12 protein-coding genes are annotated in these 15,635 nt (G+C 55.6%); 1 reads left to right on the forward strand and 11 read right to left on the reverse strand.

Going from position 1 to position 15,635, the window contains the following annotated elements; all coding sequences use genetic code 11:
* Positions 1-79: 79 nt before the first annotated feature.
* The 9 genes from AC097A_RS13305 to sucC form a co-directional block, all read right to left on the reverse strand.
* On the reverse strand, positions 80-2,491 hold the full coding sequence (locus tag AC097A_RS13305; RefSeq protein WP_479621206.1) for an ATPase, T2SS/T4P/T4SS family: 2,412 nt from the start codon (positions 2,489-2,491) through the stop codon (positions 80-82).
* Complete coding sequence (locus tag AC097A_RS13310) at positions 2,488-3,279, reverse strand: 3',5'-cyclic-nucleotide phosphodiesterase (protein WP_479621207.1); 792 nt, start codon at positions 3,277-3,279, stop codon at positions 2,488-2,490. Before AC097A_RS13310 ends, AC097A_RS13305 begins: the two co-directional genes overlap by 4 nt.
* 10 nt (positions 3,280-3,289) lie before the next feature.
* Positions 3,290-5,539, reverse strand: coding sequence for a CHASE2 domain-containing protein (locus tag AC097A_RS13315; protein ID WP_479621208.1), 2,250 nt, complete (start codon positions 5,537-5,539; stop codon positions 3,290-3,292).
* Between the two features lie 57 nt (positions 5,540-5,596).
* Positions 5,597-6,262, reverse strand: coding sequence for an FHA domain-containing protein (locus AC097A_RS13320; RefSeq protein ID WP_105262957.1), 666 nt, complete (start codon positions 6,260-6,262; stop codon positions 5,597-5,599).
* Between the two features lie 46 nt (positions 6,263-6,308).
* On the reverse strand, positions 6,309-7,094 hold the full coding sequence (locus AC097A_RS13325) for a Stp1/IreP family PP2C-type Ser/Thr phosphatase (RefSeq protein WP_479621209.1): 786 nt from the start codon (positions 7,092-7,094) through the stop codon (positions 6,309-6,311).
* Positions 7,095-7,101: 7 nt separating this feature from the next.
* Positions 7,102-9,768, reverse strand: a complete 2,667-nt coding sequence (locus AC097A_RS13330) for a CHASE2 domain-containing serine/threonine-protein kinase (RefSeq protein WP_479621210.1) — start codon at positions 9,766-9,768, stop codon at positions 7,102-7,104.
* Positions 9,769-9,952: 184 nt separating this feature from the next.
* The gene (locus AC097A_RS13335; protein ID WP_105262955.1) at positions 9,953-10,654 is read right to left on the reverse strand and encodes a TerC family protein; all 702 of its coding nucleotides are present in this window, start codon (positions 10,652-10,654) and stop codon (positions 9,953-9,955) included.
* A gap of 110 nt (positions 10,655-10,764) precedes the next feature.
* Positions 10,765-11,658, reverse strand: coding sequence for a succinate--CoA ligase subunit alpha (gene sucD, locus AC097A_RS13340; RefSeq protein ID WP_105262954.1), 894 nt, complete (start codon positions 11,656-11,658; stop codon positions 10,765-10,767).
* Between the two features lie 23 nt (positions 11,659-11,681).
* Positions 11,682-12,848, reverse strand: coding sequence for an ADP-forming succinate--CoA ligase subunit beta (sucC, locus tag AC097A_RS13345; RefSeq protein ID WP_479621211.1), 1,167 nt, complete (start codon positions 12,846-12,848; stop codon positions 11,682-11,684).
* A gap of 185 nt (positions 12,849-13,033) precedes the next feature.
* Here sucC and argC point away from each other — a divergent pair, with 185 nt between their 5' ends.
* Complete coding sequence (gene argC / locus AC097A_RS13350; protein WP_479621212.1) at positions 13,034-13,969, forward strand: N-acetyl-gamma-glutamyl-phosphate reductase; 936 nt, start codon at positions 13,034-13,036, stop codon at positions 13,967-13,969.
* A gap of 21 nt (positions 13,970-13,990) precedes the next feature.
* Here the strand turns inward: argC and recX are convergent, their stop codons facing one another.
* Together recX and recA are read right to left on the reverse strand one after the other, a co-directional pair.
* Positions 13,991-14,449, reverse strand: coding sequence for a recombination regulator RecX (gene recX, locus AC097A_RS13355; protein WP_479621213.1), 459 nt, complete (start codon positions 14,447-14,449; stop codon positions 13,991-13,993).
* A gap of 38 nt (positions 14,450-14,487) precedes the next feature.
* Positions 14,488-15,588: a recombinase RecA gene (recA, locus tag AC097A_RS13360; protein WP_315494394.1), complete on the reverse strand. Its 1,101-nt coding sequence runs from the start codon at positions 15,586-15,588 to the stop codon at positions 14,488-14,490.
* Positions 15,589-15,635 lie beyond the last annotated feature (47 nt).

Consider the following 15,635-nt stretch of genomic DNA (forward strand, 5'->3'; position numbering starts at 1 on the left):
AAATCGCCAGCAAAAACGTCTTTTATGTACACCAGAAGGTGATTTGACACGCCCGCTCACCGAGCGAAGAACATTTTTGTCACTTAATACACACCTGCCGAACCATCTTCAAGTCGGTCAGCCCCATCATCACCTTCTCCATCCCATCCATCTTGAGGGTCCGCATGCCTCCTTCAACAGCCGCAGCAAACAGCTCCGCCACCCGAGCCCGCTCCTGAATTAGCTTCTTTACAGCGTCATCCGCGACCATTAACTCATGCAGGCCGACCCGGCCTTTGTAGCCTGAGCTATTGCACTTATCGCAACCAACGGCTTTATAAAACTTGAGTTGACCGCCTTCACCGTAGGCTTGCACCCATTTGTCAATCATCTTCTTGGATTCGCCCGCATAGTCTGCCTTCCACGCTTGGGAGTGGCGCAGTTCCTCGGCATACTCCGCAGCGAACAAGCGGAGCTCTTCCGCCTCCGGCATGTAAGCCTGCTTGCAATCGCACAATTTCTTGGCCAACCGCTGCGCCAAGATGCCCAAGAGTGCATCTGCAAAGTTGAAGGGGTCCATCCCCATATCGAGTAGGCGGGTAATAGACTCAGGCGCGGAGTTGGTGTGCAAGGTCGAAAACACCATATGCCCGGTCAAGGAGGCCTCCACCCCCATCGACACGGTTTCTTTGTCGCGCGACTCACCCACCATGATGATGTCAGGGTCCGCACGCAAGAACGCGCGCATGACCAGCGCAAAGTCGATTCCCGCTTTCTTGTTGATTTGTACTTGGCGCAAACCCTTTTGCGTGATTTCAACCGGATCCTCCGCCGTCCAGATCTTCGTGTCCGGCGTATTCAGAAACTTCAGAATCGAGTGCAAGGTAGTTGTTTTACCGGAGCCTGTAGGGCCGCATACATAAAACAAACCATAAGGTTTGCTAACAGTTGCTTCCAGTCTCGCCTTGTTGTGGGCCGTCAACCCAAGTTTTTCCAGCGGAATGGGCTCTCCAGCCGCCAAAATCCGCATCACCACATCCTCAACCCCCCCCGCCGATGGAATGGTGGCTACGCGAAGCTCTATATCCAGTGGACCGTACTTCTTGAACTTGATTTTTCCGTCCTGCGGTTTGCGGCGCTCCGAAATATCGAGATCGCACATGATCTTGAGACGCGTGACCATTGCTTGGCGAAAGTGCGCGGGCACCTCCACATAGGGAACCAAACTCCCGTCGATACGAAAACGAATACCAGTTTTTAGTTTGCCTGGCATCGGCTCAATATGAATGTCCGATACTTTCTGGTTGTAGGCGTCGATGATCACTTTGTTGACGAACTTGACCAACTCGTTGTCCGCAGCAGCGGACTCAAGGGAGTCATCATTGGAGCCATCGTCAATCGGCGCCCCGTCCATGTCCGCCAACAATTGGTCGATGGTGCTGCTGTCTGCCGATGCACCAAACAACTGGGCCAATGTGTCTTTGAATTCCGTCTGGGTTGTGACGCGGTAAGAGAATTTGCTAGACCTAGGGAACACCTGGGGGACGACCCGCGAACCCCGTACGGCCTCTGGATCCAGGCACATGATCACTAACCCCTCAGGCGACTCCTCCAAAGGAATCCATCCCTGCTCCACGATGAATTCACGCTTGAGCGCCCCATGCAACATCTCAGAACGTATGCGACCCGCATTGAAGGGCTCATAGGCCACACCAAAAAACTTGGCCAACGCTCCGCCCAACAAAGCTGGACTAAGCCCGAAGTCGGACATCAAGGTCGCCTCAATCGAATGCCCTTCCGAGCGAGCCTCTTCGATGCTGTTACGCAGTTCTTGCTCTGCCAGCAGACCGTCTGCGACAAGACTATCAAACTTGGTGGCTTTTTTAACGCCACTGCCTTCGGTGGTCTTTTTAAGACGCTGACGAATCGCAGTAGCCAGCGTCTTGCAAAGTTCGGTGACACCATCCACCTCCAACTCACCAAAGGGCTCATCATTTTTGTTGTTGATAACCTGCAAAACGCCATGCAGGCTATTTCCATCCATGATTGGAGCCACCAACATCTGCTTGGTCCGGTAGCCCGAACGCTTGTCCACCTCCTTCAGAAAGGACAAAGCAGGATGGATACGCCGCAGCGCCTCTTCATCGTAGACGTCGAGCAAATTAAGCGCGGCCTTGCTGTAAGCAGCGTATCCCGCCAGACTCTGCGGAGAAATGGGTAACTTCAAGTCCCGACTACTGTTCAAACCTGTCTTGATTTTGGAAACAATGGAGGCCTGATCTTCACTTACCGCGTATAAAGTCAACCGGTCTGCATTGAGCAGTTTGCAAATTTCCTGGCTGGTTTCGAGCATGATTTGCTCGATATTTTCAGTTTCGTGAATACGTGCGGTAACTTGATGCAGTTGGCGGTAGAACAGCGCCTCAAACGTCATCCCTCTTTTTCTGGACGGCAGTTTTTGTGATTCAAAAAATGCCTGCTCTGCGCCTGCGGGTTGGATGACTGAACTCATAGATCGAACTCCTGTCCCGCGCGCAACCAACGGATGTCATGCATGACATCCGGGCCAAAAGGCTGCGTCTGATCAAAGCGCTGTATCTCCGCCATGATCAGCTCGGTTTCCGCGGGTTTGGTATGGGTAATAAAAATAGGGAAGCGCACGCCCTTGGCAATACAGTCCAGCTCCTGCGACAAGGAGTGCGGTGAAAGGTGCAGGCTTTTCTTAGCCAAGTCCTTTTCACGGTTACTAAAGGCCGTTTCTATGACCAGCATGGCCACTGGCAACTGGTTGATGCGGGCCCACAAAGCTGGGTTTCGCTCTGTATCCCCTGTAAAAACCCAGTTTCCAGCACCGGCGTTCACAGCAAAACCGGCGGCCGGCACGGTATGTGTAGCGGGCAATATCTCAATAGTTTTGCCAAACAAACGAACACATTCACCAATCGCCACTTCCACGAACCGGATAAATGGCGCTTGCGCAGTGGGTATGCGCGAGAAATCAGGCCATATCACGTCATTAAAAATATGTGCCTTCAGTGCGGCAATAGTGCCGGCGAGTGCATAAATATTCAGCGGTTGACTACGCTGCGAAGCGACGGCATCCACCATCAACGGCAACGCAGCAATGTGATCCAAATGGGAGTGCGACAAAAACACACCATCAATAGCCGCCATTTCCGCCAGCGTCAGATCGCCCACACCGGTCCCCGCATCCACCAGTATCCGACCGTCAATCAGAAACGATGTGGTTTTGCAATCTCGGGCAATGGCGCCAGAGCAACCCAGTACACGGACTTTCACAAGTGATGCCCTATTTGGTTTCGAAATTGGTTGCACCATCCCACGCGGGGTCAAATGGCAGCAAACGCATGGAGGCTACTCTTTCAGAATAGAGTTGGTAAAGGTATTTTTTGGCGTTCATGCGCATTAAGTTAATTAACAGCACGTCGGCCTGGTCCCAGTTTTGAGCACGGTAGGCCCGCAAGAATGAGGACCACGTTTTCACTTCCTCAGTGACTTCGGGACTGATGCGATCCAAAGGGGCCAGAGGCCAGTAGATCGATACGGCCTGTTCCTTGCCCTTCACACGCACCTTGTCCAACTCTTGCCATGCAAAATCAGGAGCCAGTTTTTTAGCGTTCTCACTGACCACAATGTCTACTCCGTAGACTTTGGAGAGCCCCTCCAATCGGGACCCCAAATTCACCGCATCGCCAATCACGGTATAACTTCTCCGGATATTGGAGCCCATGTCCCCAACACACATGGTTCCGGTGTTCAGTCCAATACCGATACCGATCTCCGGCAAACCATTGGCTCGATGTTCGGCATTAATCTCTCGGACAGCATTCGCCATTTCCATGGCAGACTTCACTGCCAAATGGGCATGCTCCGCAGTCTCCACCGGCGCCCCCCAAAAGGCCATCACGCAATCACCCATGTATTTGTCAATCGTCCCACGATTGGCACGAATGAGTGTCGTTAGCCGACTGAATACACCGGTCAACAAGGCTTGCAGCTGCGTAGGCTCCATTTGTTCGGACATTTTGGTAAATCCGCGCATGTCGCAAAACATCACTGTCAACTCGCGGTTGGCCGCCTGCATGCTGTAGCTGTCTGGATCTTTCAGCATTTCATCCACCAACTCCGGCGGCACATAGGTTCCAAATAGATTGGCAAGTTCACGTTTGGAGCGGCTTTCTACAAAATAGCCGTAACTCATGTTCAAACCAAATGCGGTGACGGCCATGGTAAGCACCGACGCCAATGGAAGGACCAATCCGTAACCCAGATAGAGCCACAGGTTCATACTGGCCAACAAGCCCAGCACCACCACACTGAGCAAAACTGCCCGCGGGGCCGAAAGCAATGGCAAACCGATCGCCAGCAGTAGACCAGACAGCAACACCATGACGACCTCGTAACCCACGGCATAGTCCGGTTTCACCAGTACATTGCCATCCAGCAGTGCCGAAATAATGTTGGCATGGGTCTCCACCCCGGGATACGTCTCCCCAACCGGAGTGACCCGCAAATCCAACAATCCCGGCGCAGTAGTACCGAGCAGCACCATCTTTCCCTTTAATGCACCAGACGGCACTCTCTTGCTCACAATATCAGCCGCAGAGATGTAGCGGAAAGAGCCCCCATTAACGCCCCCATATCCTCGGTAGGGGACCAAAGTTGCCACGCGTTCGTCCACAGGAATCGCAAGGGCTTTGTCCCCCTGCTTCAACAAAACCCTATCCATCCCTTGGTAGGTTTTGGCCAAGAACCGCTCATTGGAGAACCCTGGCGCCACAGTTGGCATGCCTGCAATCACGCGAAACATGGCGAGTGCAATGGATTCGTAGTATTCACCTTTGTACTCTGCGAGCAAAGGCAAAGAGCGAACCACACCGTCACCGTCCGTGATGGAGTTGAAGAACCCCGCCATGGGTGCTGCTTGGGCCAACTTGTCAATGTTTGCGCCATACCCCGTCCAAGAGGTCGCTTTGATCTGCCGTCCTTGCAAAGCCGATTGGCGCAAAGCCGGTGCAGGCAACACCCCGTTGGATCGACCGTCTTTATCGCTGGTCAGGTAATAACCCATCACAACAGGGCGATTCGCGATCGCACGCGCAAACGCAGCGTCAAAATCCAGGTCAGGCTGCAGTTGCCTCAGCCGCTCTGAAAACCCTGGATAGTCTTTCAATTCCTGGCTGGCCAGCTGGTTCAATCGCGTCAGGCCAGAGCTCTCGTCTGCTTCCGCAAACACCACATCAAACCCGAGAATGGCGACTTGCTGGTCTTCAAACAAGGTATCCACCAGTTCGGCAAGCTTGTTACGCCCCCAAGGCCAGCGCCCAAGCTCCGCAAGGCTTTTTTCGTCAATATCGACGATCACCACACGATCATCCAAGGTCCGCGGCATGGTCGCACGCAGGCGGGCATCGTAAATGATGTCATCAAGACGCTGCAAGACATCGATACGGGCTACACCAACCGCATGCAGCAAAGCGAAAAGCACCGGTATCAGCGTTACCGCGATCCTGCGCCAATGCTTTGCAATGGATTTCATAGAAGACCTACCGGCATCAAATGGAGGGAACGGCCAGGTCTACTGACTGGACAATGGTCAGGTTTGAACAAACTGCATTTGAGTCCCAGCCAACTCCACCAAGTCACCGTTTTTTAGCGAAATGGGATCTGAACCAATAGGCGACCCGTTCAAGGTGGGATTTCCTGCGCCTTCAACATGGTGCACCACGTAGCCGTGCTGCCGACGGGTAATCGCCGCAACGGCCACGCCCGGCTTCCCAATGGTCGTAACCACTTTGGTCAAAGGGACCTCACGCCCAGAGGCTGCGCCAGACAGAACCTTGATGGCGGCATGAAAAGCCCCCAAACCCATGGAATCACCCGCTGCTGTCGGATAACCCGATGCAGGGGCACTCTGGGGAGTCACCGCAGGACGTGCCCGAACCACCATGGTCTTGTCAAAATTCTCAGCGGCACCATCACCAACGAACTTGATTTTGTACTTGCCAATCTCAATGCCATCACCGTTTTGCAACTGCTGCTTTTTCACAGCCTTGCCATTGATATAGGTGCCATTGGTGCTATTGAGATCCTCCAAAAACACTTCACTACCCGTCATCAACAACACTGCATGCTCACCACTCACGGCCAAGTTATCAATAACAATATCGTTGTAGGGACGACGTCCCAAGGTGGTACGGTCTTTGGTAAGCTGAACTTCCTTGATCACGACCTCATCGATCGAAACGATCATCTTCGGCATGATCGACTCCTTTTCCTGTAATTGGTTTGTGGAAAATCTCAGTACTCTACTTCCCTAGCAGCCTGGCAAATAAACCCCGCCGTTCCGCTGCCTCGCTTACCGAGACCATCAAAACCGAGATATTGTCACGACCGCCATTGTCATTGGCGGCAGAAATGAGCAAATCCGCCTTTTGGTCCAAGCCCGCGTTCTCGCATACGATTCTAGCGATTAGTTCGTCGGCGACCATATCCGAGAGGCCGTCTGAGCACATAAGATACAAGTCGCCCGGTTCGACCACGTGCTCATTGACATCCAGCGCAACTGCATCTTCTACGCCCAAGGCGCGTGTCACCAGATTTTTGATGGAAGAAGTGGCTGCTTGCTCTACAGAAATCAGCCCTGCGTCGATCTGCTCCTGCAGCAAAGAGTGGTCCTTGGTAATTTGAGTCAACGTGCCGTCGCGCAAGCGGTAGCAGCGAGAGTCGCCAATATGCCCCAGCAAGAGGCGATCATCCTGAAAAACACCCACGACCAAGGTGGTGCCCATACCAGCGTACGCCGCATTGGAGTTGGCCGAGTTGAAGATGGCCATATTGGCATTGTCAACACAGATCTCCATGGCACGGCGCACCTCCTTGGCCTGCGCAGTCGCCCCCGCCTCCAGCAACCATCGGCTTAGCTCGGACTTGATAAACGCGGTGGCCATCCCACTGGCAATTTCTCCCGCGTTATATCCGCCCATGCCATCCGCCAATACGGCCACCTTGGCATTCTCTTCAAATGCAACGGAATCTTCGTTGTTGTCTCTGGCACGGCCCGGATCCGTGTGGGCATAAAACTGGTACATCATTGCGCAGTCAAATCTCTATATCGGTAGACCCGGATGGGGGGGCGCCAGCATCACGAACGGCGGTTTGTGCCACCGTACGGTCATACACGGGCGTCGAATTGGGGTTGGTTGCCGCAAAATCGGGCTGAGACGCTTGGGCCAGAGGCACACTTGGAGTTGCGCCCAACATACCGTCAGTCACAGCACTGCGCAAATCAAGCGCAACCTGCCCCCCGTCTTGGTAACGCAACTCTGGGCGTTTGTGCAACATCAAAGCCACGATACGCGCCAACTCTTCGGGTATTTCTGGACGAATGGCGCGAACATCCGGCGCCTCTTCGTTGGCAATTTTGAACATCAATTCGGCCATGGAGTCCCCACGAAAAGGCAGAACACCCGTCAACATTTGAAAAAGCATGACGCCCAGAGAATACAAATCTGAACGACCGTCCACTTTCTTTCCCGCCAGCTGCTCAGGGGACATAAAACTGGGGGTCCCCAAAACCAAGCCAGTTTTTGTTTTACTGGAATCCGTAATACGGGCAATACCGAAATCGGTTACCTTGACGGTATCGCTCTCCCGCTCATACATGATGTTGGCGGGCTTGATATCCCGGTGCACCACCATCTGCTTGTGGGCATAGGCCAAGGCCTCCGCCACCCTTGCCACAATGCTGGCAACCAATGGCACGGGAAGCAAACTACCTCCCTTGCAATAATCCACCAAATCGCGTCCCTTCAGGAACTCCATGGCGATATAGGCCAAATCGTGTTCTTCGCCCGCATCAAAAATGGTGACGATATTCTGGTGCTGCAGGCGCCCAGCCGTCTCTGCTTCTCGGAAAAATCGCTCACGGGCATCCGTAAGCTCTTCTCCGGCAAACTCCTGGCTTAAGGCCATGGTTTTGATAGCCACTACACGGCCAATCTTGGGGTCTTTCCCAAGATAGACCACACCCATAGCACCCTTGCCCAGCTCTTTCTCCACCTGGTAGCGCCCCAGCATCGGTTTTTCGACTGCGCCGCCATCCAGCAGCATGGTGCCACCTGGATGGCCACCACTACCCAGAATCACCGTTTCAGACAGATTTTTAGCGCGGTTCAACTTGGCCTTGATGTCCTTGTAAGAAGCATCAAATGCAGCCATGTGCTCGTACACCGACTCAGCTTTATTGAATTGACGCTTGCGCTCGAAATCCAACGCCAAGCTATACAGATTGCCCATTAACGCGTCGCCCATGGGAACTCGCCGAAATCGATCAAACGCCATGTCCAGCTGCCCTTGCCCCTGCAAGGCCAGACCCATCATGCGGTTGGTTTCTGCGGATTCCTCGTCTGCTTTAACCTTGCCAGCCTCCGTCATCAAAAACCGTTTGGTGGTCAAGGCAAGATGTCCAAGTACCAGCACTGCCGCAGGAAACACCAGCTTGATCCAGACAGCGCCGCCCGATAGCAAACCAAACTCCAAGAGCAACAGTAGGACAAATGCCCCCAAAGTCACTGCCGCTGCTGCGCCAGCGCCCATCCTTGGCAGCGCCCACACAATATAGGCCGCCACCAGCAAAAACGCCCCCAAGCTGGCCCAAACACCCCACCCCGGCTGAACAATAAAATGCTCACTCAATATGCTGGAAGTGATGTGTGCAATGGTTTCTGCGGGAGACAGCGAAGCGTGTCCTGGCACAGGAAATTGCACCCCCACACCTGCCGCAGTTGCACCAATAATTACGATTTTGTCGGTGTATTTGCTTGCCGGGATCTTGCCGCTCAAGACATCGTAAAAAGAATCTACTGCAAACGCAGGCTTGCCTTCATGTCCCTTGTAAAACTGGGGAAGCATCAAAGCAGCCTCATCGGTTTTCACTTTCAAGCGCCCGATCTGCACAGACTCGCCGACATTCAATCGAATGTCAGCCGCGCTCAAATTCAAACTGTGGACAGCAGCCAACAGCGCCATCGACGGAATCGCCTTCCCGTAAAAATTCACGAGCAGGGGCTCCAAACGCACAGCGCCATCCACGTCAGGAAATTGATTCAGATGCCCGATACCCGCGGCTACGCTTCCCAATGACTCCAGTGGCTGCTGACCCCGCTGGGCCAAAACGGAGTAACCACTGCTTTCATCTACCGCACTCTTAGCAGCGTAGGCCGGCAGGGGCTCGTCGGGGCGGCCCTGCGGCTCACCCAAAACATACACCGAAGGCAGCAACACACTACCCGCAGCTTGCACACTAGCCGCCAACTTGGCATCGGTATCCAATGCCTGCTCGGCTTCCGAAATAAGCTGAACCAATTGGACACTGGGCGCTGCACCGTCCCCAGGCGTATTGATTACAGCCTTCATCTTACGGATGAACTGTAAGCCGGGGTCCACCTGTGGCTCGATAAAGAACGCCGTATGCGCAATGGTCTTGGCTTTGGCAGCCGCCAGTTGGTCAATCAGCTTGGCGTGCACATCTCTAGGCCATGGCCAGCGTCCGATATTGGCAATGCTCTGATCGTCAATGGCAATCACAGCAATGCGATCAGATGGCTGGCGCGAAGTACTGGTACTTGCAAAGTCGTAAAAGCGGCGCTCCAAAGTACCGACAAAATCAGTGGCGATGTGCAACCCGACCGCGGCAAGCACCACGGCAATGCCGGCGAACCAATCGGTACGCCAAAACACCTGTGCTTTTGAAAAACGTTTCGCCACTCGCCACCCCTCACCCTGTGTGAAGCTGATTTTCACCAGCTACATAAGCCACAGCGCCTTCCATACAGAGGACGCTGCAAAGTTGTAACAGTATCAGACAGTCAGGCCCTTCACAAGGCGATAAGTCATCGCAATTCCCGCTTTTTGATAAGCGGGAACTCAGAGCGATGAGCGGGAGTACGATCTATTCTGCAACCGTTGTTGCACGTTTGCGGCTGAGATAACCCAGGGCATAGACCAGCAAAGCACCCGCAATACCCAAACCATAGTTCCAGACGGCGGTTTGGGGCAATACGTCCTTCATGGCGGGGTCTCCATGGGCCATGGTCCCGGCGATCCAACCCAGCAACATGCCGCCCACGGTGATGATCAGGGGGAAGCGGTCCATCAGCTTGAGAACCAGCTGGCTCCCCCAAATGATGATGGGAATGCTTACCAGCAGGCCAAAAATCACCAATGGCAGCTGGTGATCACCGCCCGCACCGGTTGCCGCACCCGCAATGGCAATCACGTTGTCCACGCTCATGACCAAGTCGGCCACGATCACGGTTTTGACCGCCGCCCACAGCTTGTCACTGCCCTGGATGTTGGAATGCTCATCCTCATCATGGGGCGCCAACAATTTGACGCCAATCCACAACAACAGAGCCGCACCAACAAGCTTCAGATACGGAACCTGCAGCAAGGTCAACGCAAATGCGATCAATATCACGCGCAAAACGATCGCCCCAGCAGTCCCCCACAAAATGCCTTTGGTGCGCTGATGCGCTGGCAATTTGCGGCAGGCCAAGGCAATCACCACGGCGTTGTCACCACCCAACAGAATGTCGATCATGATGATCTGACCGACGGCAAACCAGAAATGTGCTGTTAGAAATTCTTCCACGGTAGTCCTTGTGCGGAGTGCGCCACTCCAAAATACGAAAGCCGGATTGTCCCTCAGGACATCCGGCTTGTGTGAAGGTCAGATGCCTGACCTTCCCCATACAGACATGCTTACAGCATGGCCTTGAGCAATTTGGCCATTTCAGACGGATTGCGTGTGACCTTGAAGCCGCACTCTTCCATCACAGCCAGCTTGGCATCTGCGGTATCTGCGCCACCGGAGATCAGGGCACCTGCGTGGCCCATGCGCTTGCCGGGAGGGGCGGTCACACCAGCAATGAAGCCAACAATCGGCTTCTTCATGTTCAGCTTGCACCAGCGAGCGGCTTCGGCTTCGTCAGGTCCACCGATTTCACCGATCATGATGACGGCGTCGGTATCTGGATCTTCGTTGAAGGCTTGCATCACGTCGATGTGCTTCAAGCCGTTGATGGGGTCGCCACCAATACCAACAGCAGACGATTGGCCCAGACCGATTTCGGTCAGTTGCGCCACGGCTTCATAGGTCAGGGTACCGGAGCGGGACACTACACCAATGCGGCCCTTGCGGTGGATGTGACCGGGCATGATGCCGATCTTGATTTCGTCAGGCGTGATCAAACCAGGGCAGTTGGGGCCCAGCAGCAAGGTCTTCTTGCCGCCGGCAGCTTCCTTGGCCTTCATGCGGTTGCGCACTTCCAGCATGTCACGCACAGGAATGCCTTCGGTAATGCAGATCGCCAAGTCCAGATCGGCCTCGACAGCTTCCCAGATGGCGGCTGCGGCGCCAGATGGCGGCACATAGATCACCGACACCGTAGCGCCAGTTTCCGATGCAGCTTCCTTCACGGAGGCATAGATTGGAATGTTGAAGATCGACTCGCCGGCCTTCTTGGGGTTCACGCCTGCCACAAAGGCGTTCTTGCCGTTTGCGTATTCCTGGCACTTTTCAGTGTGGAACTGGCCGGTCTTGCCGGTGATACCCTGGGTGATGACTTTGGTGTCTTTGTTGATAAAAATCGACATGGTGTTTCCTTAGCGGGCGGTCTTCAACGTGCTTTTACGGCTGCAACAACTTTTTCGGCCGCTTCGGCCATGCTGTCGGCGCTGATGATGGGCAAGCCGGACTCGGCCAGCATCTTTTTGCCCAGGTCTTCGTTGGTGCCCTTCATGCGCACCACCAAAGGCACGGACAGGTTCACGGCCTTGCAGGCAGTGATCACGCCAGTGGCGATGGTGTCGCATTTCATGATGCCGCCGAAGATGTTGACCATGATGGCCTCGACCTTGGGGTTCTTCAACATGATCTTGAAGGCTTCGGTCACTTTCTCGGGGGTGGCACCGCCGCCCACGTCCAAAAAGTTGGCAGGCTCAGCGCCGTACAACTTGATGGTATCCATGGTGGCCATGGCCAAGCCAGCGCCGTTCACCAGGCAGCCGATATTGCCGTCCAGGCTGATGTAAGCCAGGTCAAACTTCGAGGCTTCGACTTCGGCGGCGTCTTCTTCGTCCAGATCGCGGTAAGCCACGATTTCTGGGTGACGGAACAGCGCGTTGGGGTCCAAGTTGAACTTGGCGTCCAGGGCCATCAAATTGCCCTTGGAGTCGCAGTTCAGCGGGTTGATTTCCACCAGCGACGCATCGGTGTCCATGTAGCACTTGTAAATCTTGGCGAAGATGTCTACGGCCTGGTCGATGGAAGCGCCGGTCAGGCCGATGGCTGCGGCCACTTTTTTGCTCTGCTCAGTGGTGATACCAGCCAGAGGATCGATCATTTCGGTCACGATCTTTTCAGGTGTGGAATGGGCCACTTCCTCAATGTCCATGCCGCCTTCGCTCGACGCGATCAGGGCCACCTTCTGGGTAGCGCGGTCGGTCACCAGCGACACATACAGTTCATTCTTGATGTCAGCGCCGTCTTCGATGTAGAGGCGGCGGACCTTCTGGCCTTCAGGACCGGTTTGGTGCGTTTTGAGCTGCATGCCCAAAATTTCAGTGGCCAGGCGTTTGACGTCGTCGATGGACTTGGCCACCTTCACGCCACCGCCCTTGCCGCGTCCACCTGCGTGGATTTGCGCCTTGACAACCCAGACTGGGCCACCAAGTTTCTGAGCGGCTTCCACCGCTTCTTGCACTGTGAAAGCGGGGATGCCGCGAGGCACCGGCACACCGAACTGGCGCAAGATTTCCTTGCCTTGGTACTCGTGAATCTTCATGACGTCTCTCTCTGGACTGGACAATTTTCACCATGCCGCAACATGAAATTGCGAGTGCATGGCACTGGACACATCAGCCTCCGACTGTATCATGGTGCGATGCACAATACTTGTGCGAGGCTTACGGCTGCTGTATACAACCCGGCTTTCTGCCTCTGGCCATGCACTGATTTTCGACCCTGACCATGAAAAAAATCTTTATCGACGGCGAAGCCGGTACCACCGGCCTGCAAATCCGGGAACGCCTGCAGGCCATGCCGCAGGTCGAGCTCCTCAGCATCGATCCCGCACTGCGCAAAGACCTCCAAGCCAAGCGCGCCTTGGTCGCACAAGCCGACCTGGTCGTACTCTGCCTGCACGATGACGCGGCCTTCGAAATGGTGGCCATGGTCGACGGGCTGGAGAAAGAAACCGGACGCCCCGGTCCGCGCATCATTGATGCCTCCACCGCGCACCGCACGGCGACTGGTTGGGTGTATGGTTTTCCCGAGCTGGCCGCTGGCCAACGCGACGCGGTGGTGAACGCCCGCCGTGTCAGCAACCCGGGTTGCTACGCCACCGGCGCGATTGCGCTGATTCGGCCGCTGGTGGATGCGGGCCTGCTGCCGGCTGACTTTCCAGTGTGCTTGCCGTCGGTGAGTGGTTATTCGGGCGGCGGACGCACCATGATCGAGGCCTATGAACACGGCACGGCAGCACCCTACGAGTTGTACGCGCTGGGCCTGAAGCACAAACACATTCCTGAAATCATGCAGTACACAGGCCTGACACGTCGGCCGCTGTTTGTGCCTTCGGTCGGCAACTTCAAACAGGGCATGTTGGTGCAGCTGCCTTTGCACCTGGACACGCTGCCCGGTCAACCCACCGCACACGATCTGCACGCCGCGCTGGCCAAACACTACGCGGGCAGCACCTGGGTGACTGTGGAACCTGTGACGCCCGACCTCAAGCTGGATGCAGCCGCCCTTGCCGACACCAACAAGCTGGAACTCCGCGTGTTTGCCAATGACGCCGCCAAAGACGGCTTTGCCCATGCGGTGCTGGTAGCGCGCCTGGACAACCTGGGCAAGGGTGCCAGTGGCGCAGCGGTGCAAAACCTGCAGTTGATGCTCGGGATTTAAGAATCGCGGTACCGCGACAACTCAATCGTCTTCGGCGCCCGACACCACCTTGTGGATGGTGTCTCCACCAAAGCCGCGGCTAGCCAGAAAACGCATTTGTTTGCCGCGTTCCGCAGCATCGGCGGGCTGGCGGCCAAACTTCTTGCGCCAGATTTCCCGGGCCCGCTCCAACTCCGTGGCGCGCAACGCACTGACAGCCTCAGCCACCGCCTCCGGCTCCAGCCCCTTGGCCTGCAGCTCCTGCTTGATGCGCGAGGCGCCCAGTTTGGATGCCCGCCGGTGCACCACCGACTCCAACACCCGCGCCTCGTTGATAAACCCCTTGGCCTGCAAGGTGTCCAGCACCTTGGCCACAGCGCCCGGCTCTTCTTCGTACTGTGCCAGCTTGCGCTCCAGCTCCACCCGGGAATGCTCCCGAGTACTGAGCAGGCGCAAGGCTCGACCGGTCAATGACAGTGCCGGCTTTGCTCCTGGTTTCATAGCTGCTTGCGCAATATCCACGCGGTCTGGAGGCTTATTTACTCAGATTTTTCGGCTTTGTCGGCCTTTTTGGCCTTGGCTTTGACTTCGGGCTCGGCCACCGGCAGCAAGGGAATGCCCAGAGACTCGCGCACCTTGTTTTCGATCTCCACCGACAACACCGGGTTCTCGCGCAGGAACTCGCGGGCGTTGTCACGGCCTTGGCCGATCTTCTCGCCCTGGTAGGCGTACCAGGCACCAGATTTTTCCAGAATACCGGCCGTCACACCCATGTCGATGATTTCGCCATGGCGGCTGATGCCCTCGCCAAACAGGATGTCGAACTCTGCCGTCTTGAACGGAGGGCTGACCTTGTTCTTCACTACCTTCACTTTGGTCTCATTGCCAATCGCATCGTCACCCTTTTTGATGGTGCCAGTGCGGCGAATGTCCAGGCGCACGGAGGCGTAAAACTTCAGCGCATTACCGCCGGTGGTGGTTTCGGGCGAGCCGAACATCACGCCAATCTTCATGCGGATCTGATTGATGAAGATGACCATGCAATTGGTCTTCTTGATATGGGCGGTCAGCTTGCGCAAGGCCTGGCTCATTAACCGGGCTTGCAGGCCAGGCAGGGAATCACCCATTTCGCCTTCCAGTTCGGCCTTGGGCGTCAGTGCCGCCACCGAGTCGACCACGATCAGGTCCACGGCACCGGAGCGCACCAGGCTGTCCACGATTTCCAGCGCTTGTTCGCCGGTGTCGGGCTGGCTGATCAGCAGGTCTTGCAGGTTCACGCCCAGCTTTTGTGCGTACTGGATGTCCAGCGCGTGTTCAGCATCCACAAAGGCGCATTGGCCGCCTTGTTTTTGCATCTCGGCGATCACTTGCAGGGTCAGCGTGGTTTTGCCGGAGGATTCTGGGCCATAGATTTCAACCACGCGGCCACGGGGCAGGCCACCCACGCCCAGGGCAATGTCCAGCCCCAGGGAGCCGGTGGAGACGACCTGGATGTCCTCGATCACCTCGCCCTCACCCAGCCGCATGATGGTGCCCTTGCCGAATTGTTTTTCGATCTGGGCCAGGGCCACTTGCAAGGCCTTGGCTTTTTCGGCGTTGGCGCCATTGGTGTTGTTAGGGTTCTTAACGGGTGCGTCCATGAGAAATCTCCTTGAAAATCAATCGGTTGGTGCACCACAGCAATCTG

Source organism: Rhodoferax sp. XS2R6 (assembly GCF_056521365.1).